Here is a 22,953-nt window from a genome sequence, read left to right on the forward strand (position 1 = left end):
TGTCAACGCGATGGAGTGTTGTTCGTCCTTCTCCCCGGCCATCGCCTCGACTGATCGCCGGACCCGGCGACCCGCTCGCCCGGCTCAGTAGTCCCTGAGGGTGAGCGCGTTGGCGGCCCGGGTGAGCGGCTTCATGATCGAGCGCAGGGCCATGCCCTTCCACGGCAGGCGGTCGACCAGCCGCATCATCGTGGTCTGCAGCCGGATCTGCCGCCTGCTGCCGGCCACCATCTGCTTGGCGTTGCGCTCGCCCAGCGTCAGGTTCACCCGGACGTACTCCCGCATCTCCTCCTGGTAGCGGGCGAACGCCACCCGGTGGTCACCTCCGGCCGCCTTCAGTTCGCCGGCCAGCACGTACGCGCCCACCAGGGCGAGGCTGGTGCCCTGCCCGGACAGCGGCGACGGGCTGTGCGCGGCGTCGCCCACCAGCGCGACCCGACCGGCCGACCAGCGGTCCAGGCGGACCTGACTGGCGGCGTCGAAGTAGAAGTCGGGGGAGTGCGGCATGGCCGCCAACAGGGTGTCGGTTTCCCAGCCCGCGCCTTCGAAAATTTCGGCGACCAGGCGCTGCTGTCCGGCGATGTCGTGGCGGTCGGGCACCACGGCGGGGGTGGGGAAGATGAACTGGGCCTTGGCCGCGGCCCGCCGGGTGCTGTAGAGGTTCACGACCCTGCCCGGGATGGGGTACAGCAGTTCCCAGTGGTCCAGACCCAGGTGATTGGGCACGGTGAACACGCACGCGTGCATGCCCAGCGGCCGCACGAACTCCGCCTCCGCGCCGAAGACCTGGGCGCGCAGCCCGGAGTGCAGCCCGTCCGCGCCGACGACCAGGTCGAACACCCGGGGCGCCGACCGGGCGAAGGTGACCTCGACGCCGTCGTGGCCCTGGTTGATGCCGGTGATCGAGTCGCCGAACACGTACTCCACCTGGTGCCTGGTCGCCTCGTGCAGAACGCGGGCCAGATCGCCGCGCAACACCTCGTCGTCGCCGGGCGCGCGCATGCCGATGAGGTCGGGGCCGAGGGTCGCCAGCGGCTTGCCGGACGCGTCCACCCAGGCGCCGCCACGCATCCGGGTGCTGTGCCGGGTGATCGCCGAGGTGAGCCCCATCCGGTCGACGACCTGCATCGCCACGCCCCGCAGGTCGACCTTGTAGCCACCGTCCCGCAACGCGGGCGCCTGCTCCACGACGGTCGGGGTGAAGCCGTGCCGGTGCAGCCAGTACGCCAGGGCCGGGCCGGCCACGCTCGCGCCGGCGATGAGCACTGTCCTGTTCCGCGGGTGCTGTGTCATGCGGGCAGCGTCGACCGGCCTGCTGACCAAGCGCTCACCAAACGCTCACCGCCCAGCTTTCCGGCGGCCTGGAGGTGCGGCCCCGACCCTCCGGCACCCCGTGTGGCCGCGTTACGTTGTAGCGGTCATGGATGGGGGAAGCATCGAGCAGGAGCCACGGCCGCCGGGTTGGGCGGTCTGGCTCGCACGCGCCATCGCCGTGGTGATCGTGGTTCCGGCCAAGCTGGTCTGGGCGGCGCTGCGGGCCGTCGGGCGGGCCGTGCACCGGTTCGTGCTGCGTCCGCTGCTGGCCGTGCTGACCTGGATCGGCACCGCCGGGGCAGCGGTGGCCCGGTTCCTGTGGCTGCGGCTGATCGCACCGGTGGGCCGGGGCCTGCGGCACGTGCTGGCCGCGGTGGCCGGTGTGCTGCGCGCGGTGTTCGGCGCGCTGTTCCGGTTCGTGCTGCGACCCGTCGGGCGGGCGCTGCGCTGGCTGTTCGGTGTCATCGGGCGGGGCCTGCGCGCGGTGTTCGCGCCGATCGGGCGGGCCCTGCGCTGGACGCTCGGGGCGATCGGGGTGGTTCTGGGCTGGCTGCTGGCCCCGATCGGGATGCTGGTGCGCCTGCTGGCCGCCATCCCCGCCGGCAAGATCGTCGATCGGGTGCTGGCGGTGGTCGGCCGGGTGCTGCGCGTCGGGCTGCTCGTTCCGCTGGCCTGGTGCTGGCGGGTGCTGGTGGTGGTTCCGCTGCGGTGGCTGTGGCGCACCGTGGTGGTGCGGGTGGCGCGCTGGGTCGGTGTGGCGGTGTGGACGGTGCTGCGGCTGTTCGGTGCCGCCCTGGGCTGGGTGCTCGGCGGGATTGCTAGGGCGTTCGCGGTGGTGGGCCGGCTGCTGCTGGACGCGATCCGCTGGGCCGGCCGCCGGGTGGCGCTGCCGCTGTGGCGGTTTCTGAAGTGGACGGTCCGCGTGCTGGTCGTCAACCCGGCCAAGCTCGTCCACCGCGTGCTGCTCGTGCCGCTGGGCCGGGCGATCCGGTGGGTGTGGCGGGCCGTGGTGGTGGCGCCGGCCCGCTGGGTGCGAACCTCGGTGATCGCCCCGGTGCGGTTGGCGGGCCGCCGGTTCCGGGGCCAGTTGCGCGGTTTGTTCGGCAGTGGCCGCAGCTGAGCCGTGCCGAGGAAGTCCCAACGAGGGAGCCCCCGGGAGCGCCGAGGAACAGCAACTCTCCGGTTGCTCGCCACGTAGGACGGCACGCAGGCCGAGCCCCGAGCTTCGGAACCCCAAGCGTCGGACGACACGCCGGGAGGTTCCGAACCGGGATGTGGCGTGCCGTCCCGGATTCTGGGAGCATGCTGCTCGGTGCCCGGGGTGATCAGCGTGTTGATGCTGGTCTTCCAGGGCGGCCAGCACCTCATCGGCCCGCAAGGGATCGCAACATTACCCCGCCGGGTGAGTGGATTCGGTCCATCACGGCGGCCAACACCTCATCGGCCCGCAAGGGATCGCAACTGGTTGATCACGTCGAACGACACCCCGTCCTGGCCGGCGGCCAGCACCTCATTGGCCCGCAAGGGATCGCAACCGCGCGTCGCGCTCGTCCCTGGCTGCCTGGCTGGTGCGGCCAACACCTCATCGGCCCACAAGGGATCGCAACTCCAGGTCGACCATCAGACGAAAATCTTCGTGGTATGCGCGGCCAACACCTCATCGGCCCACAAGGGACCATGAAGCCAGCAGCCTGCCGACGGGCTGAGTAGGCTCCAGACACAGAGCAGCCCCGCTCAGGTCCCGTGAGCGGGGCTGCTGTTTGCCGTAGGTCAGCCGGCGAAGCGACCCAACTTCACCGCGCCGAGGAACCTTGACAGCTCGGCCTGACCGAAGGTCAATACCGGGCCGGCAGGGTTCTTCGAGTCACGGACACCGATCACACCGGTGGCATGCGCCAGTTCGACGCAAGCACCTCCGTATCCATTGCTGTGGCTCGACTTGCGCCAACGGCTGAAGGAGTCTGGGGTCACGCGGCCCCTCCTATAGATCGTGCTGTATCTGGTCGATCACTTGGAGCGACTTCACCGGAGTCAAGGCGGCCCCGAGGAGTCGTTCAAAGTTCAGGCTATATGTCCTGATCTCCTCGGGTTCCTCAAGGTAGTCAGCGCCCAACACGTCTTCCAAGTACGCGATTCGGACATCTATCGGGTCCGGCAGATACAGGAGCGTGAACGAGGTTCCCATCGAGCAGTGAGCACCCGCCTCGAACGACAGCACGTGCAGGTCAACGTGATGAAGCTGACCGAAGTCCAGCAACTGGTTCAGCTGCGCTTTCATCGCTGCCCTGCCGCCGACGATTCTGCGAATCGCACCCTCGTTGATGATCGCCACCAGATGAGGCACGTTGTCGCCAAACAATTTGCTCTGCCGGCTCATTCTGCCGGCGACCAGGCGGTCAATCTCGTCGTTCGACTTGCAGGGCATAGCTGCGTGCATGATTGCCCTGACGTAGTCCTCGGTCTGCAACAAGCCAGGGATCAGCTCGGTTTCGTACACCCTGATCTCGGTCGACTCTTGTTCGAGACCGGCGTACCGCTGAGCCCAGTCGGGCACCCGGTAGGTTGAGCGGCTTCGAGCGGCGGCAGCCAGCCTGCGAAGAGGTTCAACCTTCTCGTCTGGCATGCCGAAGTGCCGCGCCAGGGAGTCAACTTCTGGTGTCCGCAACGATGCCTTGCCGCTCTCCAAGCGAGAGATCTTGGAGACGTCACAGTCGAGAGCCTTGGCGACCTCTTCGCGTGTAGCGCCGGCGGCCTTCCTGAGTTTCCGGATCTCCAAGCCCAGCTGGATCTTGCTGACGACGGGGTTCGGCATGGCGCCATCCTTCCCTGCATATTCGCATCGTGCGGGTAATTCACTCGATCTGGCTACACGCGAGACCTCCTAACTCGCACACTTCAGGTTGTAACGTGCGACTCACCGAGTTCACTGCCTGTTCAGCAGGCCGAAGTCACCCCTTCCCCGCCGCTACACCCAAGCCGGAGCAGCGAGACAGCTGAGCCACCTGTCGGCTCTCCCTCGCTGCTCCACCCCACAAAGGTGGTGGTGATCGTGACAGCACTACTCGTCTGGTCCGTTCTCGGCCTCGTGGCTACGACGGCGATCGGCGGTCTCTGGCGCTATCTGATCACGGCATTCCCGCTGGACGACCACCTCGCTGACCAACCGCGCCAAGTGGACATCTCCCCGGCCCACCAGGAGCGGTCCAACACCTCAGCCGACCCCGCCCCGGACTACCACTGGATGGCGGCGTGGCCCGGACTTCCCTCAGGGCACGCCGGCACCACACCAGTCCACATCGGACAGGAGGCAGCATGAAACGGCGCACCTACACCGACTACGACCACGCGAAGGTGGCCTTGGGCGAGTACCTGGCGACATGGCGCGGACGCCTGCACCGGCGGTGGCTGGCCCGGTGGGGCTGGGCCCTGACCGTCGTCACCGCCCAGAGCGACTGCGACTGCCCCCGCTACCAGATCGCCAAGCGGCGTCCGGAATCACTGCTCTGGAGGCCACGATGACCACCACGCTGATCTACGGGCACAGCACGTTCGCCACCCCACGGGTGCACGGCTGGCTGCCCGACAAGCCCGGGTTCCACCGCGCCCTCTGCGGAATCCAGCTCGCCGACACGCTCATCACCACCTACCCGCGCCCCACCCGCGACAACGCCACCTGGTGTGCGGCCTGCTACCTGGTCACCCAGCACACGCCGGGCGGTACACCGCTGTACGTGATGCGCCGGTCCGCGCTGGACGGTGCCGCCCACATCATCGCCGCCGGTGAGGTCAACCAGGGCCGCTCGTACCGGGCGGTGTGCGGCCACGGCCTGTCCGACGACGTGGCCAAGCCGGTGCCGGCCTACGCCTGCGACGCCTGCCTGATCACCGCCGACGAGCTGACCCGGCAGGAGGCGAGCCCGACGTGACCACCTCAGCCCGGAAGACGTTCCGCTGGTGGCCCGTGGACCACGGCCGACACGCCATCCCCGGCGAACTCCAGCCCGGCGACACCGGAGAAACCCTCTGCCGGCACCCGGTCACCTATCTCGGCATCGAACCGTCCAAACGGGAGTGGCTGTACCCGACCTGCCAGGTCTGCTACGAGCGGGCGCGCGATTACACCCACATCGCCCTCGCCGGACACCACTACGAGTCGGTGCTGCCCGCGCAGCGCCGGACCGAGCAGCAACCGCAGGTGACCCGATGACCACGGCGGCGGCCTACGGATGGCGCGTGTGGGACGAGGACCAGCGGCCCCACGCTGTGCTCACGAGCGAGATCGACGGAGACACCGAGGGCCTGATCGACGCGGCCTGCGGAAAGGTGCTCACCGCGGCCAACTCGACCCGGATCGACAAGCCCACGGGAATGGTGTGCCTCTCGTGCGTCACCGCAATGGGGCAGGGTATGGGTGACAACCAGTGGCGGTGCTGAACAAGAAGGTCACCGTCCGAGCTGCTCTTGTTCTCGCTGGCATCGCGTTCGTCGCCGGCGTGGTGTTCGCCTCGGGTAGCGCGGGAAAAGCCGCCGTTCCAGCCATCCCAACGACCCCAACGCCGAGCCTGGCGCCGTTAACCGGATGGCTGCCGAGCCACTGAACGGGGTGCGGCGCGCGCCCGGCGCCTTTGACGAACACCAGCACCTGGTGCCCAGATCCGTCGACTGGAGCCGGTCCCGAGACGGCGACCGCTACGCCAGAACTCGTTGCGGCACAACGGCTATCTGGCCCGAAGACTGTCCGTATCGCTGGTGGGCGTGGGAACACTGCGCCTCCTGCCGAGACGACTGGAGTTCCGTGGGAGCGGTCTTCCGCGCCTAGGTGCCGGGACTGGACGTCTCGTTCCGGCGATCTGTTCGACCGATACCCGGTTCACCGGCAGGGATGGGCTGACCTCGCTGACGCCTACGCCTCGGTAGACGGCTGGGTCCGCCCGAAACGTTCCGAATGGTGGCGGCGAAACGGCCCGATTCGGCCGCCAACGAATTGACTCCCCACGCTGGTCCCGCGACGATTCCGCAGGCAGCGTCGGGGCAACCGGAAAAAACTGAAGAACAAGGAGAAATTGCAGTGTCAATTGTTGAACCGGAGCCCCTGGCCCCTCGCCTGCTCCCGTCGGCGCCCGCGCACTTCACGTCGATCGCCGACGAGGCCACCGCCAACCGGCCGTTCGGGCTCACCAACCTCGTGCCCACCACGATCCAGCAGGTCGCCACGGCCGACACCCACTACGACCCGCAGCAGCAGCTGACGGTCGGCACCGACGGGCAGCCCTACGTCGCCCGCGACATGGCCGGCACCACCCTGGTGACCACCCTGGACACCAAGAGCGACATGCAGCACTGGACCGACACCGAGTCGGACGCCGACTGACATGACCGGCCGAACCGTGCTCGTGCTGACCAGGCAACCCGATCACACCGCTGACCTGGTCGTACGTGAACTCAACGACCGGGAGATCCCCCTCGTGAGGTGCGATCTCGCCGAGTTCCCCACCAGGCTCTCCCTGAGCGCGACCATGTCGCCGACCGGGGGTGTCTGGGAGGGGAGACTGCGCACCGAACACCGGGAACTTCCGTTGTCGGAGATCGGCGCGGTCTACTACCGGCGCCCCACCCACTTCGAGTTCGAGCACATGTCGGACGTCGAACGCCAGTGGGCAACGGCGGAAGCACGGGCAGGGTTCGGCGGAGTGCTGGCGGCGTTGCGGTGCAGGTGGGTCAACCATCCGCACCGCAACGCCGCGGTCTCTCTCAAACCCGTGCAGCTCGGTGCGGCAGCCGAAGCCGGCCTGCGGATTCCCCGCACCCTGATCATGAATGACCCACAGCATGCGAGGCACTTCGCGCAGGCTGTGGGGACGGTGGCTTACAAAGCGCTTCAGGGATCGCCGTTGGTGGGAGGGAAATCGCTCTACACCACCATCATTCGTTCTCCCACTGCGATTGGGGACTCGGTGCGTCATACCGCACACCTGTTCCAAGAGTTCATTCCCAAGCAGTTCGAGGTTCGGTTAACCGTGGTTGGTCGGCAAATGTTCGCCGCCCGCATCGACGCGCACTCCAACGCGGCGAAGGCGGACTTCCGCGCCGACTACGACAACCTCACCTATCAGCCCATCGAGCTGCCCGAGCACGTGGCTGAGGGCATCCGACTGCTGATGCACCGCTTCGGCCTGTTGTACGCCGCCCACGACTTCCTCGTCACCGAGGACGGCCAGTGGGTGTACCTGGAGACGAACCCGAACGGCCAGTGGGGATGGATCGAAGTCCACACGGGACTGCCGATCGCCGCCGCACTGGCCTCCCTCCTGGGAGGAGCAACGTGACGTTGACCGCTGAGTCTGCCGACCACAGGCAGAACCTTGTCCGGCACCTCTGCGCCCTCGGTGCCATCCGCAGCCCGCAGTGGCTGGCGGCGTGGCAGTCCGTGCCGCGCGAGGCGTTCACGCCCGAGTTCTACATCCTGCCCCGCCGGAGTCCAGCCCCGGACCTGACGGTGCGCTACGACAGCAGCCACCCGGAATGGCTGGAGAGGGTGTATCGCAACGAACTCCTCATCACCCGGCTCAGCGAGGACGGGACGCCGTCCAGTTCGTCCACCGAGCCGAGCTTGATGGCCAGCATGTTGGAAGCCCTCGACGTACACGACGGGCACCGGGTGCTGGAGATCGGTACGGGAACTGGGTACAACGCGGCACTGCTGTGCGACCGGCTCGGCAGCGATCGGGTGACCAGCGTCGAAGTTGACCTCGGCGCCGCTGGTGCGGCACGCGATGCGCTCGCCCGAGCTGGCTACTGCCCGACCGTTGTCTGTGGCGATGGAGCCCACGGGTACTCACCCAACGCGCCCTACGACCGGATCATCGCCACCTGCGGGGTCGGCCGACTTCCAGCCGCCTGGATCGAACAGCTCACGCCCGACGGCGCCATCCTCGTTGATGTCGGGCTCGGGTTGGCCATGCTGAGGCGTATCGGCGACATGGTGTCCGGACCGATCGTGATGAAGGCGGGGTTCATGCCTCTGCGGTCAGGATCCGCTGTCGCCGGACCGCCCCCGACGACGCTGATCCAGGCGACCTCGGGCGAACCCGAGCGGTACAGCTCAGCTGGCACGTGGCCGACGTTCGCGCAGCTCTCGTTCTTCGAGCGGTTTGTGACGCCAGCCGGCAACTTGATCGGCATGAGCGCTGACGGCGGCGCCACCACTTCCTTCCGGTGGGTCGACAGTGTCACCGGCTCGTGGGCGCGCGCCGACCTGCTCGACGACGGCCGGATCGAGGTCGGCGAGTCCGGGCCGCGGTCGCTGTGGTCGGAGTTGGCGCCGATCCTGGAGACGTGGGAGCAGGCCGGTCGTCCGGAGGCGGAGCGGTACGGCCTGACCGTCACCGCGTCCGGCGAGCACCGCCTGTGGCTGGACGACCCGGATGGGCCGCACGTCTGGCGGCTCGGCGACTGAGAAACACGACGGCCTCCACGTTCACCGTCCTGGTGGCGTGGGGGCCTCGTCCTGTGCGGATAGGTGAGGACGAGCGGCACCAGCACGACGTCGCCGGCCGCGTCTCACCGACTTGTGCCAGGCGGAGGCCTCGGCCCGCGGAGCGGACTCTGTGGTGTCGGTGACCAGCAGCGCCATCTATGGTGGCCGCATGGCATCGGTCAAGCAGTTCCAAGTGACGTTCGACTGCGCGGAACCCGAGCGTGTCGCTCGGTTCTGGTGCGAGGTGTTGGGTTACGTCGTACCGCCGCCGCCGAAGGGGTTCGCCACCTGGGACGAGTTCGACCGCGCGTTGCCCGCTGAGCGCCAGGGTTCGGCGTTCGCCTGCGTTGACCCCTCCGGGGTGGGGCCGCGGCTGTTCTTCCAGCGCGTTCCCGAGGGCAAGGTGGTCAAGAACCGGGTGCACCTCGACGTGCGGGTCGGCACCGGGCTCGTGGGTGAGGAGCGCCTGGCCGCACTCGAAGCCGAGTGCGCACGGCTGGTCGCGCTCGGTGCGGTGCGGGTGCGGCTGCTGCGCGCCGACGGCTTCAACGAGTCGTGCATCGTGATGCAGGACGTTGAGGGCAACGAGTTCTGCCTCGACTGAGCAGCCGCACCGCACACCGGGCGGACACGCCCTACCCGGTGAGGGTCAGCCGCACCCCGGCCAGGTCCGCGGCTGACGTGCCGGTCTGCAACTCGACGATGCCGGCGGCCAACCGGGGACGACCAGCACCGTCCACTGTGCTCAGTTGTTCGGCACCGACCGGCAGTTCCACCACGGCGCTGCCGTGCGCGGCGACCTCGACGCGCTGGAAACCCCGCAACTGCCGGGTGGCGCGTCCACATCACCGGCCCAGTCGTGGTCGCGGTGGTTGTAGTGCACCGGCAGGCTCGCCGCGGCACGCGGCAGCGACACCGGCAGCCGTCCCCTCGGTTCCCGCCGGCCGAGCAGCACGTCGGCCACTGCCGTGCCGAGCGCGGGCCCCGGGTAGAAGACGGCCAGGCACGCGTCCGCGGTGGCCAGCACCTCGCCGAGCACGTGCGGCCGGCCCCGCACGACAACGGCCACCACCCAGCCGAACTAGTGCGCTTTAGCTTGGGGACCAGCCCGTTCCACAAAGAGCGTCTTCGGGGCCGGGGCCGGGGCCGGGGCCGGGGCCGGCGACGGCGGCACGGCCTGCCGCCGCCCCTGTCGCCGACCGGGTCAGCTGTTGCGGCGCTGGCACCGCGCCAGGGCACGCGCGCTGAACGCGATGCTCGCCTCGGCGCTCCGGGTGGACCGGTCAACGCGCACACTCGCGGACGGCAGCAGCCGGTGGCAGCACAGCCGGACGAGCAGGTCGACAGCGACCTGCCAGCCGTTGCGCTCGGTGCGGTGGCGAATCCCGCCGAGTTCCCTCATGAGTGACACTCCAGAGTGGACGAGAAGGGGTGGACGAGAAGGGGTGGACGGGTGGGGCGCCGGAAGCGGCCCACCGACCTGGCTGGTACCCCCTCAGGGTATCGCTACGGATACCCCCCTGGTGTATTCGCCGAGCAGGTGTTAACGTCCTCGCCCGATTGATACCCCCTACCGGTATGGAGTAGTCGCCATGTTGACGGAAACGAGCCCGGCCAGCAGGCGGTGGTGGGCGTTGGCGCTCATCGCCATCGCCCAGTTCATGGTGATCATGGACACCTCGATCATCGGGGTGGCGCTCCCGAAGATCCGAGCTGACCTGGGCTTTTCCCAGGAGAACCTGTCCTGGGTGTTCAACGCCTACGTGATCGCGTTCGGCGGTCTGCTGCTGCTCGGCGGCCGGCTCTCCGACCTGCTCGGTGCCCGCCGGATCTTCGCGGCCGGGTGGATCGTCCTGCTCGCGGGCTCGGTCGTGGCCGGGGCGGCGGGCGAGATCTGGCTGGAACTCACCGGTCGCGCGCTCCAGGGCGCGGGCGCCGCACTCGTCGCGCCCTCGGCACTGACCCTGCTGATGATGCTGTTCGGCGGCCGGCCCGGCGAGTTGGGCAAGGCGCTGTCCCTGTACGGGGCCGCGGCACCGGCCGGCGGCACCGCCGGCGTGTTCCTCGGTGGCGTCATCAGCGAGTACATCAGCTGGCCCTGGGTGTTCTACATCAACATCCCCTTCGCGCTCGTCGCCCTGGTGGCCAGCCCGGCACTGATGCCGAAGGGAACGGCCCGGCGCGGTGCCACCGATCTGCTCGGCGCGGTGACCGTGACCGCCGGCCTCGCGGTGGCCGTGTTCGCGGTCGTCCGCGCGCCAGAAGCCGGCTGGGGCTCGGTGCAGACGGCCGGCGGGCTCGCGATCGCGGTCGTCCTGCTCGGGGCGTTCCTGGCCATCCAGGCCCGCCGGCGTCACTCCCTGGTGCGGCTGGGCATCTTCCGCACCCCGAACCTGGGCGCGGCCAACCTCGCGCAGCTGCTGCTGGGCGGCGCGTGGATCCCGATGTGGTACTTCCTCAACCTCTACCTGCAACAGGTGCTCGGGCTCGGCGCCTTCGCCAGCGGCTCGGCGCTGGTGCCGATGACCACGGTCATCATGCTGATCATGGTCGCGATCGCGCCTCGGCTCGCCGCCCGGTGGGGCGCGAAGGCGATGATCGTGAGCGGGCTGGCGGTGCTCGCGCTCGGTCTGGTGTGGCTGTCCCTGGTGCGCCCGACGGGCACGTACTGGGTGGATGTGCTCCCGGCTTCGCTGGTCGCGGCGACCGGCATGGCGCTGGCCTTCGTGCCGTCACTGGGCACGGCCATGTCCAGTGCCCGCCCCGAGGAGGGTGGCCTCGCCTCGGGCATCGTCAACACCAGTTACCAGGTCGGGTCGGCCCTGGGGCTGGCCGCGATGACCGCGCTCGCCACCTCGTTGGGCGCCAACGAACTCGGCGACGCCGCGGCCCTCACCACCGGTCAGTCCGCGGCCTTCCTCGGCGCGGCGGGGATCGCCGCGGTCGGGGCCCTGGTCGCCGGCGTGACCCTGCGCGGCCGGCGCGCCCAGGGCGCGGACACGACGAACGCGGCCAGCACGCACGCGTGAGAACCCACACCCACCACGGGAGGACGCGGTGAAACCCCTCGACCCAGCCGACGCCCCGGCGCGATCCGGTGAGCTGCTGACGGAGATCATCGGGCGGCACGGTTCGGCCGGCGACATGGTCCGCACCATGGCCCACTCGCCGGCCCTGCTCCAGGGCTACCTCGACCTGTCCCGCGCGATGAAGCGGGTCAAGCTCCCGCGCGCGCTGACCGAGCGGATCTCCCTGGCCGTGCAGGAGTGGATCGGCTGTGCCGCCTGCCTGGCGGCACACACCGAGGCGGGTCGCGCCGCCGGGCTGAGCGACACCGACATCGCCCTGGCGCGCCAGGGAACCGCCACCGACGCCCGGGAGGCGGCCCTCATCGGGTTCGCGGTGCGCGTGCTGGCCGAGCCGGCCTCGATCAGCCAGGAGGACGTGGCCGACCTGCGCGCGCACGGGTGGGATGACCGGGCGGTCGCCGACGTTGTCGGACTGGTCGTGCTCAACCAGCTGACCGGGTCGTTCAACCTCGTCGCCGGGATCAGCGGCCCGGACGCACACCGGTGAACAGGTCGTCCTCGGGCAGGGTGACCTCGACGTGGGACCGGGCCAGGTGGTAGTCCTCGGTGGGCCACACCTGCCGTTCCACGTCGCGGTCGTGGCGCATGAACCCGGCGTCGGGGTCGATCTGCGTGGCGTGGGCGAGCAGCGCCCGGTCCCTGGTGGCGAAGTGCTCCGCGCACGGCACGCGGGTGGTGATCTCCAGGGCGGGCGCGTCCTCCGGGAACTCGGCCAGGACCTCCCGCATCCCGGAGTCGAGGCCGCGGGCCGTCAGCGCGTCGTGCATGGTCTGGAACCACGCCCGCGACAGCGCGCCGTGGTAGTAGAGCTTGAGCGGCTGCCAGGGCTCGCCCGCGGCGGGGTAGTGGGTGCCGTCCCCGGCCGAGGCGAAGGCCGCCGCGGTGACCTGGTGGGTCCTGACGTGGTCGGGGTGGGGGTAGCCGCCGGTCGGGTCGTAGGTGATCACCACGTGCGGGCGGAACTCGCGGATCAACCCCACCAGGCGCTCGGTCGCCTCGGCCAGTGGCTGGACGGCGAAGCAGTCCGCCGGCAGCGCCTCGCCGGCAGCGGGCAGCCCCGAGTCGACAAAGCCGAGGAACTGCTGGCGCACCCCCAGGATCTGCCTGGCCGCGGCCATTTCCGCGCGCCGGATCTCGGCCAGGTTCGCCCGGACGTCCGGCCGGTCCATGGCCGGGTTGAGCACGTCGCCGCGCTCCCCGCCGGTGCAGGTGACCACCAGGACGTCCACGCCCTCGGCGGCGTACTTGGCGAGGGTGGCCGCGCCCTTGCTCGACTCGTCGTCGGGGTGCGCGTGCACGCTCATCAGGCGCAGTGGCTCGCCGGGGGTGGGGTGCGGGTTCATGTCTGCCTTTCGCGGGTCCGTCCGCCGGGCGGCGGGGAACGTGGTCGTGGCGACAACGGTAGGTCGGACCTAAAACTGTGTCAAGAATAATCTTAGGTCCGACCTAGAGTCGTGCTGGGACCCGCGTCCCTGCTCGCGGTCAGGCCGTCCGGCAGCCGACCCCGTTCAGGGTGAACGCCGTGGGCAGCACGTTGGGACCGGTGTAGTCGGCGACGAACCCGGCGTTGACCGTCGCGTTCGGCTCGATGGTGCGGTTGCCGTCGGAGTTGGTGACCGTGACCGTGGTGCCCTCCTGGGCCCAGGTGCCGCTCCAGCCGCTGGTCAGCTTCTGCCAGCCGGTGGGCCAGGAGAAGGTGAGCGTCCAGCCGGTGACCGGTTCGGTGCCGGTGTTGGTGATGTCGACCCCGCCGACGAACCCGCTGCTCCAGTCGTTCACAGTGGACAGACGCACGGCGCAGGTGCTGTCGGCGGGACTGCCGGTGGTGAGGGTCAGCGGCGGGGAGGACCAGGAGACCCCGCCCGCGGTGTCCCTGGCCACGACGTTGACGGTGTAGCGGGTGCCCGGGGCGAGGTTGTGCACGGTCACCGAGGTGCCCGTGGTCTCCGTCCACTGCTCGCTGATCGCGCCGACCTGGCGGTGGACCTCGTACTTGGCGATGGGGTGCCGGCCAGGCGCGGCGGCCGGCCAGGTGATGGTCGCGGACCGGTCGGTGACCGCGCTCGCCGTGGGCTGGCCCGGAGCGCCGGGCAGGCCGGCGGCCGGGGACGCCGGGTGCAGCACGATCGTGGTCAGCGAGTACGGCGGCAGCGTCTGCGTGGTCGCGGTGCCACCGGTCCCGCTGGTGATGCCGGTCGCCCCGTTGGTGAAGGTGTGCACCTGCGGGGTGGTCGCGGCAGGGGTGTAGCCGGCGTAGTCGATGCTGACCGTGCGGGCGTTGTCCGGGTCCTTGTTGGTCAGCAGCACGGCGAGGTCACCGTTGGGCCGGCGCACGGCGTGCGCCCCGACCAGGGACTCGTCCGTGCCGGCCCGGACCAGCTGGTCGCCGGGCCGGGCGAACAGGCTCAGCATCCGCAGGGCGTGGTAGGGCGCGAACGGTGTGTTCAGCGGCGGTTCGCAGGTGCCGTCCGGCAGGCAGCCGGCGCTGGACAGCAGGCCGAAGTCGTCGTAGTCGGGGTAACCGGCCACTGTGGACGCCTTGCCCGGTCCGTTGTGGACGTTCCACCAGTCCACGGTGAACACGCCGTTCTCCAGCAGCGCGGTGTAGGCCTCGGCCGCGAACAGCGCACCCGGCTGGGTGTTGCGGCCGACCGAGGTGTTCAGCTCGGTCATGGCGATGCCGATCCGCTCCGGGTTGGCCCCGGCGTAGCGGCTGATCTGCTGGCGCACCAGGTAGATCATGTCGCCGACCTGGTCCGGCTTGGCGAACGTCTCGGCCGCCGTGGCCCCGCCCGGGTACCAGTGCACGATGACGAAGTCGATGTGCGGGCCGGCGATCGACAGCACCGTCTGGTTCCAGCTCGCCGGGTCGCCCTCGGCCACGACCGCGTCCGGCCAGTTCGCCGGGGTGGTGAGCACGGCGCCGACCTTGATCGTCGGATCGACGGCCTTCATCGCCTCGGCGTAGGCGACGACCTCGGTGGCGTACGTGGTCGGGCTCTTGTCCGGGTGGTCGTCGGCTTCCCAGCCGTTGCCGTAGTGGCCGTTGCCGTACAGCTCGTTGCCGATCTCCCAGTACCTGGCGCCGTAGCCCTTGGTGATGTTGGCGTAGCGCACCCAGTCGGCGGCCTCCTGCGCGGTGCCGGTGCCGTAGTTGGCGATGATGATCGGCTGCGCCCCGGCGCGCCGCACCCCGCCCATGAACGTGTCGAAGTCCGTGTTCGGTGCGACGTACCCGCCCGGTGCCGTGTGGGTCTTCCAGTGGTAGATGTCGCCGTAGGAGCCACCGGGGTAGCGCATCATCCGCACGCCGGCGCGGCCGAGCAGGTCGGCCACGGTGTTGGTGCCCAGTTCGCTGTCCCACACGGCGTGGTTCACGCCCAGCGCGGTCTCCGGCACCGTGGCCAGCCCGGCCCTGGCGTTGACCGTGACGGTGACGTCGGGGGAGTCCGGTGCCGCGCTGGCGGCGTTGGTGACCGCGTTCGTGGCTGCCGGCAGCGCCGCGGCCACGAGCACGGCCGCGGTCGCGCGGGTGATCCGGCGGAAACGGTGTGCTGGCACGGAGATCGCCTCCTCGTCCGCCCGGAACGAGCGGTCAGCTGCCGGTTGCGGGAGCCGAATATGGGAGCGCTCCCAGATTACCGAGCTAAGCACCGCCCGACGTGCAAGTCAACAGGTGGTGTTGGGCAGGCTGAACGTGTTCGTCTCGGCCAGGCGCGCGTTCCAGTGCGCCGCCATCTGGTTGTGGGCCGTGTCGTGTTCGGCGCGTTCGACGACAGCGTCGATCCGGTCGGCAGGGCGGCGCCGCTGCCGAAGTTGTCCACGGCCACCACAGGTCGTGGTTGCTGGCCTGGCCCGGTGCGACACTGTCCAGAGTGGACCCGTCAGCCGGACCAGGTTCGGGCCGGCGCCGCCAGGCGGGACCGTCGCCGAGGACGAGCCGTTGTCGGTGACCGCGACCCGGGTGTGGACGGGCAGGAACGCGTTGCCGTTGCTGGTGACCCGGTTGGCGGAGTTCTGGATGCTGATGCCGACCGTGCCCGGCGTGCGGGTGGTCTTCATGGCCGGCTGGTAGCCGTTGTCCTCAGTCCACTGCGCTGGCTGCGCGTCCGGGTTGTCCCGTGCGCCTTGGCCTCTCCAGACCGGGACCAGGTTCTCCTGTCCCGCTGTCCCAGTGGGCGCGGGACTCGATCACGGTGTGGCGGTGCTCCGCCGCCCAGTCGGCGACGGCTTTCAGCACGAATGTGAGGCTGTGGCCGGTGGGAGTCAGCGCGTACTCGACGCGGGCCGGAACGGTCGGGTAGACGGTGCGTACGACCAGGCCATCGCGTTCCAGGCGGCGGAGGGTCAGGGTCAGCATGCGCTGGGAGATGCCCTGGACGCACCGCTGGAGTTGCCGGAAGCGGCGTACGCCGTGCGCCAGCTCGTTGATCACCAGCACCGTCCATTTGTCGCCGATGCGGTCCAGGACCTCCCGGACATCGCAGGCCATCTGTTCGTCGTCACGGAGGATGGCGGGATCGGTGGTTACCCCGGTGTGCCTCACCGACATCAACGTGCCTCCTTACGCTCCGCCCGGCAGCGGCCGACAATGGTGCGGTTACCGAAGAGAACCATATCGAGGGGGCAGTGTTGATCCTTGTGACCGGTGCGTCGGGTGGGCTGGGAAGCCTGGTGCTGGAGCGCCTGGCCGAGCACCAGGGCGTGTGGGCGGGAAGCAGGACTCCGGATCAACTGTCGGTGAACGTGCCGACACGCCTTGTCGACTTCGACGACCCGGCGAGTCTGACGAAGGGGTTCGAGGGCGCGGAAGTGGTGTTGCTCATCTCGGCGGGATATGCGGAGGACGACGTGGTCATCGCCCGTCATGGGGCCGCCATCGACGCCGCGGAGCAGGCCGGGGTCGGCCACATCGTCTACACGAGTCTGTCGGCGGCCGGGGACCACCTCGCGTTCGCGCTTGCGCATCGCTGGACGGAGCGCCGGTTGATGGCCGGCCGTACGGACTGGACGATCCTGCGCAACGGCATCTACGCCGAGATGAGCATCCCGGGTGCGGCCGAGGCGGCGGCCACCGGCAGGTTCACCGGCCCGCTGGGGGAGGGACGGCTGGCCGCGGTGGCCCGGGAGGACCTCGCGGACGTCACCGCCAAGATCGTGGCCAAGCCCGCCAGCCACGGTGGCAAGATCTACGAACTGGTCGGCGAGCACGCCGTCGGCGGCGCCGACATCGCCCGCGCGGTGGCCGAGGCGACCGGAAAGGACGTCGTCTACGAGCCCGGCACACTAGCCCAGCTCCGCGAGGCACTCACCACCGCCGGTGTTCCGGGCTGGCAGATCCCGATCGTGGTCTCCACCTACTCCGTCATCGCGGCCGGTTTCATGGCCGAAACCGCCGGCGACCTGGCCGATCTGCTTGGCCGGGCCCCGCGGTCCGCGCTGGACGTGATCGCCACCGCCGTGGCATAGGCGTTCTCGTTCCCGCCCCCACGCGATTCTTGACGCCGTCTCATCCGCCGCTTCGCGTCGGGGCGTGAACGATGACCCCAAATTGGCTCAAGTTCGCCCTCCCGCCCTTACCGCTGCATGACTCGATCGTCCGCAAGCCGGGCACGCTCTGGATCCGGACGCCCCGCCAGGCCGCGACCGGCATCGGGCCGGCTGGGCACGTATGCGTCGGCTACGTCCGCGCCTCCACCGTCCACCAATCCTTGGACAGCCAGCTCGACGCGCTCCAGGCCGCGGACGACCACCACGGCTGCCACGCCGCTGCCGGGCGGCGATGCGGTCGGCCGGCTCGGGAATGGTGCACCGGATCGTGCGGGAGCGCAGGTGCTGCCGGATCGCGTGGGAGGAGAACGCCTGGTCGGCCCGGACCACCTCGGGCCGGGTACGCGGGCGGGCGGATCACGTCGTGGTCGATCGCGGCGCGACCGCTGGTGGTCGCACCGCACGGGTCCCAGCCCGGGAGTGTTACCTCATCCCGTGGTGGTGACCGGGAGCCAGACCCGCATCGGGCCGGGAACCCGGTTGCCCCACAGGAAGTACGGAACGGCGGTGAGCGCGAGTGGTTCGGTCCGGGGCGCGGTGGGGGCGGACGCCGTGTACAGCGCCGCCGACCCGGGCTGCTCGATCGCGCCGCGCGCCCTGAGCACCACCGGGATGTCCGCCAGCCGGTCGACCGCGATCGGCGCGGCCGGGTCGACGCGCACGTCCTCCAGCGTGACCCCGGCCGGCAGGTCGGCCTGTTCCAGGCAGTACACCAGCGGGCCGCGGGTCAGCGCGACGCAGCCGCGCACGGCGTCGATGCGCGGGTGCGGCCGGACAACGCGGGCGGGCATGGGCAAATCGAGGGTGACGGTGGCCCCGCCGGACCAGTCGCGGCGCAGCCGGAGGTAGCCGTCGCGGACCGCCCCGGCCTGCACCGGGGCGCCGTCCACGCGGACGTCGGCCACCGGACACCAGCCGGGCATCCGCAGTGCCAGCACCAGCGGCGCCTCGGTCGCCACGGTCAGCTCGACCCGCCCGTCCCACGGGTAGTCGGTGCGCGTGCTGACCCGCACCGCTGATCCGTCCACAGTGGTCTCGACCGTGCCGGCCGCGTACAGGTGAACCTGGAGTCCACTGTGGTCGGTGGTGACCGCGTAGCCGGACAGGGACGCCACCAGCCGGGCCAGGTTGGGCGGGCAGCACGCGCACGAGTACCACGGCAGGCGCTGGGACGGCGCGTCCTCGTGCGAGCCGTCGTGGCCGGTGCGCAGGTGCAGGGGATTGGAGTAGAAGAAGTGCGTCCCGTCCAGTGCCGTGGATCCGGCGATCACGTTGTGCAGCGCCCGTTCCATCTCGTCGGCGTACCGGGCGTCACCGGTGGCCAGCAGCATGCGCCAGTTCCACTGGAAGCTCGCGATCCCGGCACAGGTCTCGCCGTAGGCCCGGTCCGGCGGCAGCTCGTAGGGGTCGCCGAACGCCTCGTCGCGGTGGCGCGAGCCCTGCGCGCCGGTGAGGTAGGTCTTGGCGCCGAACGCGTCGTCCCACAGCCGGTGCGCGGCGTCGAGCAGTTCGTCGTCGTGCGTCTCCACGGCCACGTCCACCACACCCGCCAGCAGGTACAGCTGGCGCACGACGTGGCCGGCGACCGCCTGGGCGCGCCGGACCGGCACGTGGTCCTGCAGGTACGCCGAGCCGAACCGCTCGCCGTTGAGCAGCCCGTGCCCGCGCAGGTCGAGGAAGCGCCGGGCCAGGTCGAGGTAGGGCCGGTGCCCGGTCACCCGGTACAGCTCCACCAGCGCGGTCTCGATCTCCGGGTGCCCGTCGACGTCGTCGACCGCGCTGAACCGCGCGACGATCAGGTCCGCGAACCGCCGGGCGGTCGGCAGCAGCTCCGCGCCCACCCCGGCCCGTGCCGCGGCCACGGCCGCCTGGATGAGGTGGCCGGCGCAGTACAGCTCGTGACTCCAGTGCAGCTCCTGCCACCGCTGTTCCGGCTTGACCAGGGTGATGTGGGAGTTCAGGTAGCCGTCCGCGTCGATCGCCCCGGCCAGCAACGCGGCCGTGGAGTCCACGAAGGAGCGCAGCGCGGCGTCGTCCGGGGTCCGGCCCAGCTGCCAGGCCGCCGCCTCCAGGGTCTTGTAGACGTCGGAGTCGGCGAACCACATGTTCTGGTGCGCACCGCCGACCTCCCCGGTGACGCGCCGCAGGTTGTCCAGGGCACCCGAGGCGTCGAGCTGGTCGACGCAGTGCGGCAGCGTGCGGGTGGCGTTGCGCCGCTGCCACTCGCCCAGCAGGCTGGCGGGCGCGAAGGTGACGTCGGTGAGGGCCAGCGGCCGCAGCGCGGCGATCGCGGTGGGCATGGGGTGGACGGGACCCGGGACGGAATCGGTCATCGAGGTGCTCCCTTTCAGCCCTTGAGGGCGCCCGAGGAGAAGCCGCGCACGTAGTACCGCTGCAACACGAGGAACACCGCCACGCACGGCAGCGCCGAGGCGACCACACCCGCCTGCAGCGCGCCGAAGTCGACCGAGCCGAGGCTGCCGGACTGGAGGTTGAACAGCGCGAGGGGCAGGGTGAACTTCGCGCCGTCGGTGAGGAAGATCAGGGGAGCCACGAACTCGTTCCAGGCCGCCAGGAACGAGAACAGCGCCACGGTGACGATCCCGGGCAGCACGCCGCGCAGCAGCACCCGGCGCAGCGCGCCGCCGACCGTGCAGCCGTCGACGAGCGCCGCCTCCTCCAGTTCCACCGGCAGCGCGGCAAAGGAGTTGCGCATCATGAACAGCCCGAACGGCAGTTGCAGCACGGCGAGCACCAGCCCGAGGCCGACCAGCGAGTTCTGCAGGCCGAGCCAGCCCAGCAGGATGTACAGCGGCACCAGGATCGTGGTGTACGGGACCATCAGGATGGCCAGGGTGACCAGGAACAGCAGGTTGCGCCCGGGAAAGGGGAGCCGGGCCACGGCATACCCGCCGAGCGTGGTCGTCACCACGGTGACGGTGACCGCGACGAGGGCGACCACGGCGGTGTTGACCAGGTAGCTGCCCAGCCCGCTGCCGTACTCGGCCAGCCGCTGGTAGTTGGCCACACCCCAGCCCCGGCCGTCCGCCGCGGCCTGGCGGCCGGTCAGCGACGAGTAGAGCGTCCACAGCAGCGGCAGCAGGAACAGCACGGCCAGCGCCGCACTGGTGACGTGCAAACCGGTGGTGCGCACCCGGGACACGGCGTCACCGCCCTTCGCGGCGCAGCAGCCGCAGTTGCGCGACGTTGAGCACGATCAGCACGGCGAGCGTGGCCACCGAGACCGCGGCGGCCCGGCCCAGGTCCTGCGACAGGAACGCCTCGCGGTAGATGTCGATGACCACGGTGGCCGTGTCGTGCCGGCCGCCGGTGAGGATGAAGAACTGGTCGAACGCCAGCAGCGAGCCGGTCAGCGACAGCACCGCGGCCAGCGCGAGCGTCGGCCGCAGCAGCGGCAGCGTGACCCGCCACAGGATCTGCCACCTGCTGGCGCCGTCCACCCGCGCGGCCTCGTGCAGCACCGGGTCGATCGAGTGCAGCCCGGTCATCAGGATGAGCATGTAGAACCCGGCGAACCGCCAGGTGATCATGCCCGTGGTCGAGCCGAGCGCGCTGTCGGTGGAGCCGAGCCAGTCCACCTGGCCGAGGCCGAACGCCCGCACGACCTGGTTGAGCGGGGAGTCCTCGGTGTTGAACAACCCGTAGAACAGCAGACTGGTTGCGGCCAGCCCGACCGCGCTGGGCAGGAAGAAGATCGTGCGGAAGATCCCCACCCCGGGCCGGTTCCGCTGCACGAGCAGGGCCAGGCCGAAGGCGACCAGGCCGAGCACGACGGTGGTGACCGCGGTGTAGCGCAGGGTGAACCAGACAGCCCGCAGGAACAGCGGATCGCGCAGGGCCTGGTAGTTGGCCACCCCGTTGGGCGCGGACGCGCCCAGCAGCGGCCAGTGGTTGACCGACATCCACACCATCAGCCCGAGCGGGATGACGAACAGCACGGCCACCAGCACCGCCATCGGGGCCGCGTACAGCAGCCCCAGTCGGCGCCGCTGCCGGCGCAGCGAGTGGCGGCGGCGCGGGGCCGGCGCCGGCGTGGTCGGCGGCGACAGCGCGGGGGGCGACGGGGACACCACGCCTCAGCCTCCACTGGCCAGCGACTCGGTGATGGCCGGGTTGTGCTGGTGCAGCACCGAGGACACCTCGCCGGTGCCGAACACCGCGTCGATCACGGCCGCGGTCCACGGACCGTTGGTGTCGTTGAACGTTCTGCCGAAGTTGACCGAGATGGGCGTCTGTCCCTGGCCGACCAGCCGGTTGAACACGCCCAGCCGGGGGTCCTGTGTGGCGTGCGGGTTGTCGGCCAAATCGGAGCGGACCGTGATGTTCTTGCTCCGCGCCACCACGTCCACCTGTGCCTGGTCGGACAGCGTCCAGGAGATGAAGTCCCACGCCGCGGCCGCGTGCTGGCTGTTGGCGCTGATGCCGAGCACGTCACCACCGACGAACGAGGAGCCGCCGCCGGTCAGCCCGGGGATCGGTGCCACCCCGATCCGCAGGTCCGGTCCCTCCCGCATGCCCTGCAGCGCGGTGGCCCCCATCGGCTGGATGCCGACCTTGCCCTCGCTGAACAGCTGTGTCCACGTGGGACCGGACTCGTTCTTGGCGGACGCGGGCACCACGCCCTCGGCGTAGAGCTGGCGCTGCATCGCGTACACCCTGGCCGCGGCCGGGTTGTCCATCGTGGCCGCGGTGCCCTGCTCGTTGAGCACGGTGCCGCCGGAGGCCCAGATCATCGGCCAGGTGGTGAACAGCTGGCAGCCGGGGCAGGCGCCACCGAAGAAGTAGCCGCTGACGCCCCCGCCCAGTGCCTGCACCCGCCTGGCGTCGGCGACCAGTTCGTCCAGAGTGGACGGTGGCTTGTCCGGGTCGAGTCCGGCGCGGGCGAACAGCACCTTGTTGTAGAAGACCGCGGACAGGTCGATGTCGTGCGGGACCGCGTAGTTCTTGCCGTCGTGGGTGGCCGCCTTCATGTGCGCGGGCGCCAGGGACTGCCGGAACGGCAGCTGGTTCACCCGCGCGGTGATGTCCAGGTACACGCCCTTGGCCGCGTAGTTGGGCGCGTACACCACGTCGGCGGCGAGCACGTCCGGCAGCTGGCGGGCGCCCGCGGCCGTGCCGACCTTCTGCTGGTAGGAGTCGGCCGGGAACACGGTCAGCTCCACCTTGTTGCGGTGGCTGGCGTTGTAGGCGTCCACCAGCGTCTGGCTGAACGTGGCCGTCGGTGATCTGGTCCACATGGTGATCGTGGTTGCGTCGTCCACCGCCCCGGTGTCGTCGGCCGAGGACGTCGCCGGGCCGCGCTGGCAGGCGACGAGGGCCAGCGCGCTGACCACGCCGACGAGTGCGGCGAGCCCCCGCCGGGCGCCGGGTCGGGTGTGCGAACTCATCGTGTCTCCTAACGGAAAGCCGCTGGTGGCTGCGGGCTGCGCGGAGGCGATGTCGGGGGCGATCTCGGGTGATCTTGGGAGCGGAGAAAGTCAGGAAACCGTTTTCCGAACACGC

The 22,953-nt window shown here is 70.2% G+C and carries 29 protein-coding genes; 15 read left to right on the forward strand and 14 right to left on the reverse strand.

The genetic code is table 11. From position 1 onward, the window contains the following. Window positions 1-84: 84 nt before the first annotated feature. Window positions 85-1,293: an FAD-dependent monooxygenase gene (locus tag LX83_RS21080; RefSeq protein ID WP_253774026.1), complete on the reverse strand. Its 1,209-nt coding sequence runs from the start codon at window positions 1,291-1,293 to the stop codon at window positions 85-87. 127 nt (window positions 1,294-1,420) lie between these two features. Here LX83_RS21080 and LX83_RS21085 point away from each other — a divergent pair, with 127 nt between their 5' ends. Next, a complete protein-coding gene (locus LX83_RS21085) occupies window positions 1,421-2,434 on the forward strand; it encodes a hypothetical protein (protein ID WP_253774028.1) in 1,014 nt (337 codons plus the stop codon). A 210-nt stretch (window positions 2,435-2,644) separates the two neighbouring features. Further along, on the forward strand, window positions 2,645-2,995 hold the full coding sequence (locus LX83_RS21090; protein ID WP_253774030.1) for a hypothetical protein: 351 nt from the start codon (window positions 2,645-2,647) through the stop codon (window positions 2,993-2,995). Between the two features lie 89 nt (window positions 2,996-3,084). Here the strand turns inward: LX83_RS21090 and LX83_RS21095 are convergent, their stop codons facing one another. Further along, window positions 3,085-3,285 (reverse strand): DUF397 domain-containing protein, encoded by a 201-nt coding sequence (locus LX83_RS21095; protein ID WP_253774032.1) that lies wholly within the window; start codon window positions 3,283-3,285, stop codon window positions 3,085-3,087. 10 nt (window positions 3,286-3,295) lie between these two features. Beyond that, window positions 3,296-4,126 (reverse strand): helix-turn-helix domain-containing protein, encoded by an 831-nt coding sequence (locus tag LX83_RS21100; RefSeq protein WP_253774033.1) that lies wholly within the window; start codon window positions 4,124-4,126, stop codon window positions 3,296-3,298. Between the two features lie 237 nt (window positions 4,127-4,363). Between LX83_RS21100 and LX83_RS21105 the strand changes: the two genes are divergently transcribed. From LX83_RS21105 to LX83_RS21150, 10 genes are all read left to right on the forward strand, one after another. Next, the gene (locus LX83_RS21105) at window positions 4,364-4,630 is read left to right on the forward strand and encodes a hypothetical protein (protein ID WP_253774035.1); all 267 of its coding nucleotides are present in this window, start codon (window positions 4,364-4,366) and stop codon (window positions 4,628-4,630) included. Next, the gene (locus LX83_RS21110) at window positions 4,627-4,833 is read left to right on the forward strand and encodes a hypothetical protein (RefSeq protein WP_253774037.1); all 207 of its coding nucleotides are present in this window, start codon (window positions 4,627-4,629) and stop codon (window positions 4,831-4,833) included. The genes LX83_RS21105 and LX83_RS21110 overlap by 4 nt, the downstream gene beginning before the upstream one ends. Beyond that, a complete protein-coding gene (locus LX83_RS21115) occupies window positions 4,830-5,240 on the forward strand; it encodes a hypothetical protein (protein ID WP_253774039.1) in 411 nt (136 codons plus the stop codon). The genes LX83_RS21110 and LX83_RS21115 overlap by 4 nt, the downstream gene beginning before the upstream one ends. Beyond that, complete coding sequence (locus LX83_RS21120) at window positions 5,237-5,521, forward strand: zinc finger protein (RefSeq protein WP_253774041.1); 285 nt, start codon at window positions 5,237-5,239, stop codon at window positions 5,519-5,521. Before LX83_RS21115 ends, LX83_RS21120 begins: the two co-directional genes overlap by 4 nt. Next, a complete protein-coding gene (locus tag LX83_RS21125) occupies window positions 5,518-5,748 on the forward strand; it encodes a hypothetical protein (RefSeq protein WP_253774043.1) in 231 nt (76 codons plus the stop codon). The genes LX83_RS21120 and LX83_RS21125 overlap by 4 nt, the downstream gene beginning before the upstream one ends. Further along, a complete protein-coding gene (locus LX83_RS21130; RefSeq protein WP_253774045.1) occupies window positions 5,742-5,912 on the forward strand; it encodes a hypothetical protein in 171 nt (56 codons plus the stop codon). The genes LX83_RS21125 and LX83_RS21130 overlap by 7 nt, the downstream gene beginning before the upstream one ends. Before the next feature lie 470 nt (window positions 5,913-6,382). After that, window positions 6,383-6,685 (forward strand): putative ATP-grasp-modified RiPP, encoded by a 303-nt coding sequence (tgmA, locus tag LX83_RS21135; RefSeq protein WP_253774047.1) that lies wholly within the window; start codon window positions 6,383-6,385, stop codon window positions 6,683-6,685. A 1-nt stretch (window position 6,686) separates the two neighbouring features. Continuing rightward, the gene (tgmB, locus tag LX83_RS21140) at window positions 6,687-7,640 is read left to right on the forward strand and encodes an ATP-grasp ribosomal peptide maturase (protein ID WP_253774049.1); all 954 of its coding nucleotides are present in this window, start codon (window positions 6,687-6,689) and stop codon (window positions 7,638-7,640) included. Then, window positions 7,637-8,770 (forward strand): methyltransferase domain-containing protein, encoded by a 1,134-nt coding sequence (locus LX83_RS21145; RefSeq protein WP_253774051.1) that lies wholly within the window; start codon window positions 7,637-7,639, stop codon window positions 8,768-8,770. Before tgmB ends, LX83_RS21145 begins: the two co-directional genes overlap by 4 nt. A 190-nt stretch (window positions 8,771-8,960) precedes the next feature. Continuing rightward, window positions 8,961-9,395, forward strand: a complete 435-nt coding sequence (locus LX83_RS21150) for a VOC family protein (RefSeq protein WP_253774054.1) — start codon at window positions 8,961-8,963, stop codon at window positions 9,393-9,395. A 31-nt stretch (window positions 9,396-9,426) separates the two neighbouring features. Here LX83_RS21150 and LX83_RS21155 read toward each other — a convergent pair whose 3' ends face one another. The 3 genes from LX83_RS21155 to LX83_RS21165 form a co-directional block, all read right to left on the reverse strand. After that, the gene (locus LX83_RS21155) at window positions 9,427-9,615 is read right to left on the reverse strand and encodes a fibronectin type III-like domain-contianing protein (protein WP_301328598.1); all 189 of its coding nucleotides are present in this window, start codon (window positions 9,613-9,615) and stop codon (window positions 9,427-9,429) included. Continuing rightward, window positions 9,537-9,860 carry a glycoside hydrolase family 3 C-terminal domain-containing protein gene (locus tag LX83_RS21160; protein ID WP_253774058.1) on the reverse strand — a complete coding sequence of 108 codons (324 nt, stop codon included), beginning with the start codon at window positions 9,858-9,860 and terminating at the stop codon, window positions 9,537-9,539. Before LX83_RS21160 ends, LX83_RS21155 begins: the two co-directional genes overlap by 79 nt. Before the next feature lie 135 nt (window positions 9,861-9,995). Beyond that, entirely contained in the window at window positions 9,996-10,193 is a 198-nt protein-coding gene (locus LX83_RS21165) for a hypothetical protein (protein ID WP_253774060.1), read from the reverse strand. A 190-nt stretch (window positions 10,194-10,383) separates the two neighbouring features. On the opposite strand from LX83_RS21165, the gene LX83_RS21170 reads away from it, so the two are divergent. Both LX83_RS21170 and LX83_RS21175 read left to right on the forward strand, forming a co-directional pair. Further along, window positions 10,384-11,820 (forward strand): MFS transporter, encoded by a 1,437-nt coding sequence (locus LX83_RS21170; RefSeq protein WP_253774061.1) that lies wholly within the window; start codon window positions 10,384-10,386, stop codon window positions 11,818-11,820. A 28-nt stretch (window positions 11,821-11,848) separates the two neighbouring features. Further along, window positions 11,849-12,367: a carboxymuconolactone decarboxylase family protein gene (locus LX83_RS21175; protein WP_253774062.1), complete on the forward strand. Its 519-nt coding sequence runs from the start codon at window positions 11,849-11,851 to the stop codon at window positions 12,365-12,367. Here the strand turns inward: LX83_RS21175 and mca are convergent. From mca to LX83_RS21195, 4 genes are all read right to left on the reverse strand, one after another. After that, window positions 12,342-13,223 (reverse strand): mycothiol conjugate amidase Mca, encoded by an 882-nt coding sequence (gene mca, locus LX83_RS21180; protein ID WP_253774063.1) that lies wholly within the window; start codon window positions 13,221-13,223, stop codon window positions 12,342-12,344. The two genes, LX83_RS21175 and mca, sit on opposite strands and share 26 nt — an antisense overlap. 139 nt (window positions 13,224-13,362) lie before the next feature. After that, window positions 13,363-15,441 carry a cellulose binding domain-containing protein gene (locus tag LX83_RS21185; RefSeq protein WP_253774064.1) on the reverse strand — a complete coding sequence of 693 codons (2,079 nt, stop codon included), beginning with the start codon at window positions 15,439-15,441 and terminating at the stop codon, window positions 13,363-13,365. 108 nt (window positions 15,442-15,549) lie between these two features. Beyond that, window positions 15,550-15,942, reverse strand: coding sequence for a hypothetical protein (locus LX83_RS21190; RefSeq protein ID WP_253774065.1), 393 nt, complete (start codon window positions 15,940-15,942; stop codon window positions 15,550-15,552). Between the two features lie 22 nt (window positions 15,943-15,964). Then, window positions 15,965-16,432: a winged helix-turn-helix transcriptional regulator gene (locus LX83_RS21195; RefSeq protein ID WP_253774066.1), complete on the reverse strand. Its 468-nt coding sequence runs from the start codon at window positions 16,430-16,432 to the stop codon at window positions 15,965-15,967. Window positions 16,433-16,521: 89 nt separating this feature from the next. On the opposite strand from LX83_RS21195, the gene LX83_RS21200 reads away from it, so the two are divergent. Continuing rightward, complete coding sequence (locus LX83_RS21200; protein WP_308204019.1) at window positions 16,522-17,349, forward strand: NAD(P)H-binding protein; 828 nt, start codon at window positions 16,522-16,524, stop codon at window positions 17,347-17,349. A gap of 509 nt (window positions 17,350-17,858) precedes the next feature. Here LX83_RS21200 and LX83_RS21210 read toward each other — a convergent pair. Genes LX83_RS21210 through LX83_RS21225 form a run of 4 tightly spaced genes read right to left on the reverse strand, consistent with a single transcriptional unit; the run spans window position 17,859 to window position 22,838 of the window. Continuing rightward, window positions 17,859-19,763, reverse strand: coding sequence for a glycoside hydrolase family 127 protein (locus LX83_RS21210; RefSeq protein WP_253774069.1), 1,905 nt, complete (start codon window positions 19,761-19,763; stop codon window positions 17,859-17,861). Window positions 19,764-19,777: 14 nt separating this feature from the next. After that, complete coding sequence (locus LX83_RS21215) at window positions 19,778-20,584, reverse strand: carbohydrate ABC transporter permease (protein ID WP_253774071.1); 807 nt, start codon at window positions 20,582-20,584, stop codon at window positions 19,778-19,780. A 13-nt stretch (window positions 20,585-20,597) separates the two neighbouring features. Beyond that, window positions 20,598-21,521, reverse strand: a complete 924-nt coding sequence (locus tag LX83_RS21220; protein ID WP_253774073.1) for a carbohydrate ABC transporter permease — start codon at window positions 21,519-21,521, stop codon at window positions 20,598-20,600. A gap of 6 nt (window positions 21,522-21,527) precedes the next feature. Further along, entirely contained in the window at window positions 21,528-22,838 is a 1,311-nt protein-coding gene (locus LX83_RS21225) for an ABC transporter substrate-binding protein (RefSeq protein ID WP_253774075.1), read from the reverse strand. Window positions 22,839-22,953 lie beyond the last annotated feature (115 nt).

This window comes from Goodfellowiella coeruleoviolacea, assembly GCF_024171785.1.
GTDB lineage: Bacteria > Actinomycetota > Actinomycetes > Mycobacteriales > Pseudonocardiaceae > Goodfellowiella > Goodfellowiella coeruleoviolacea.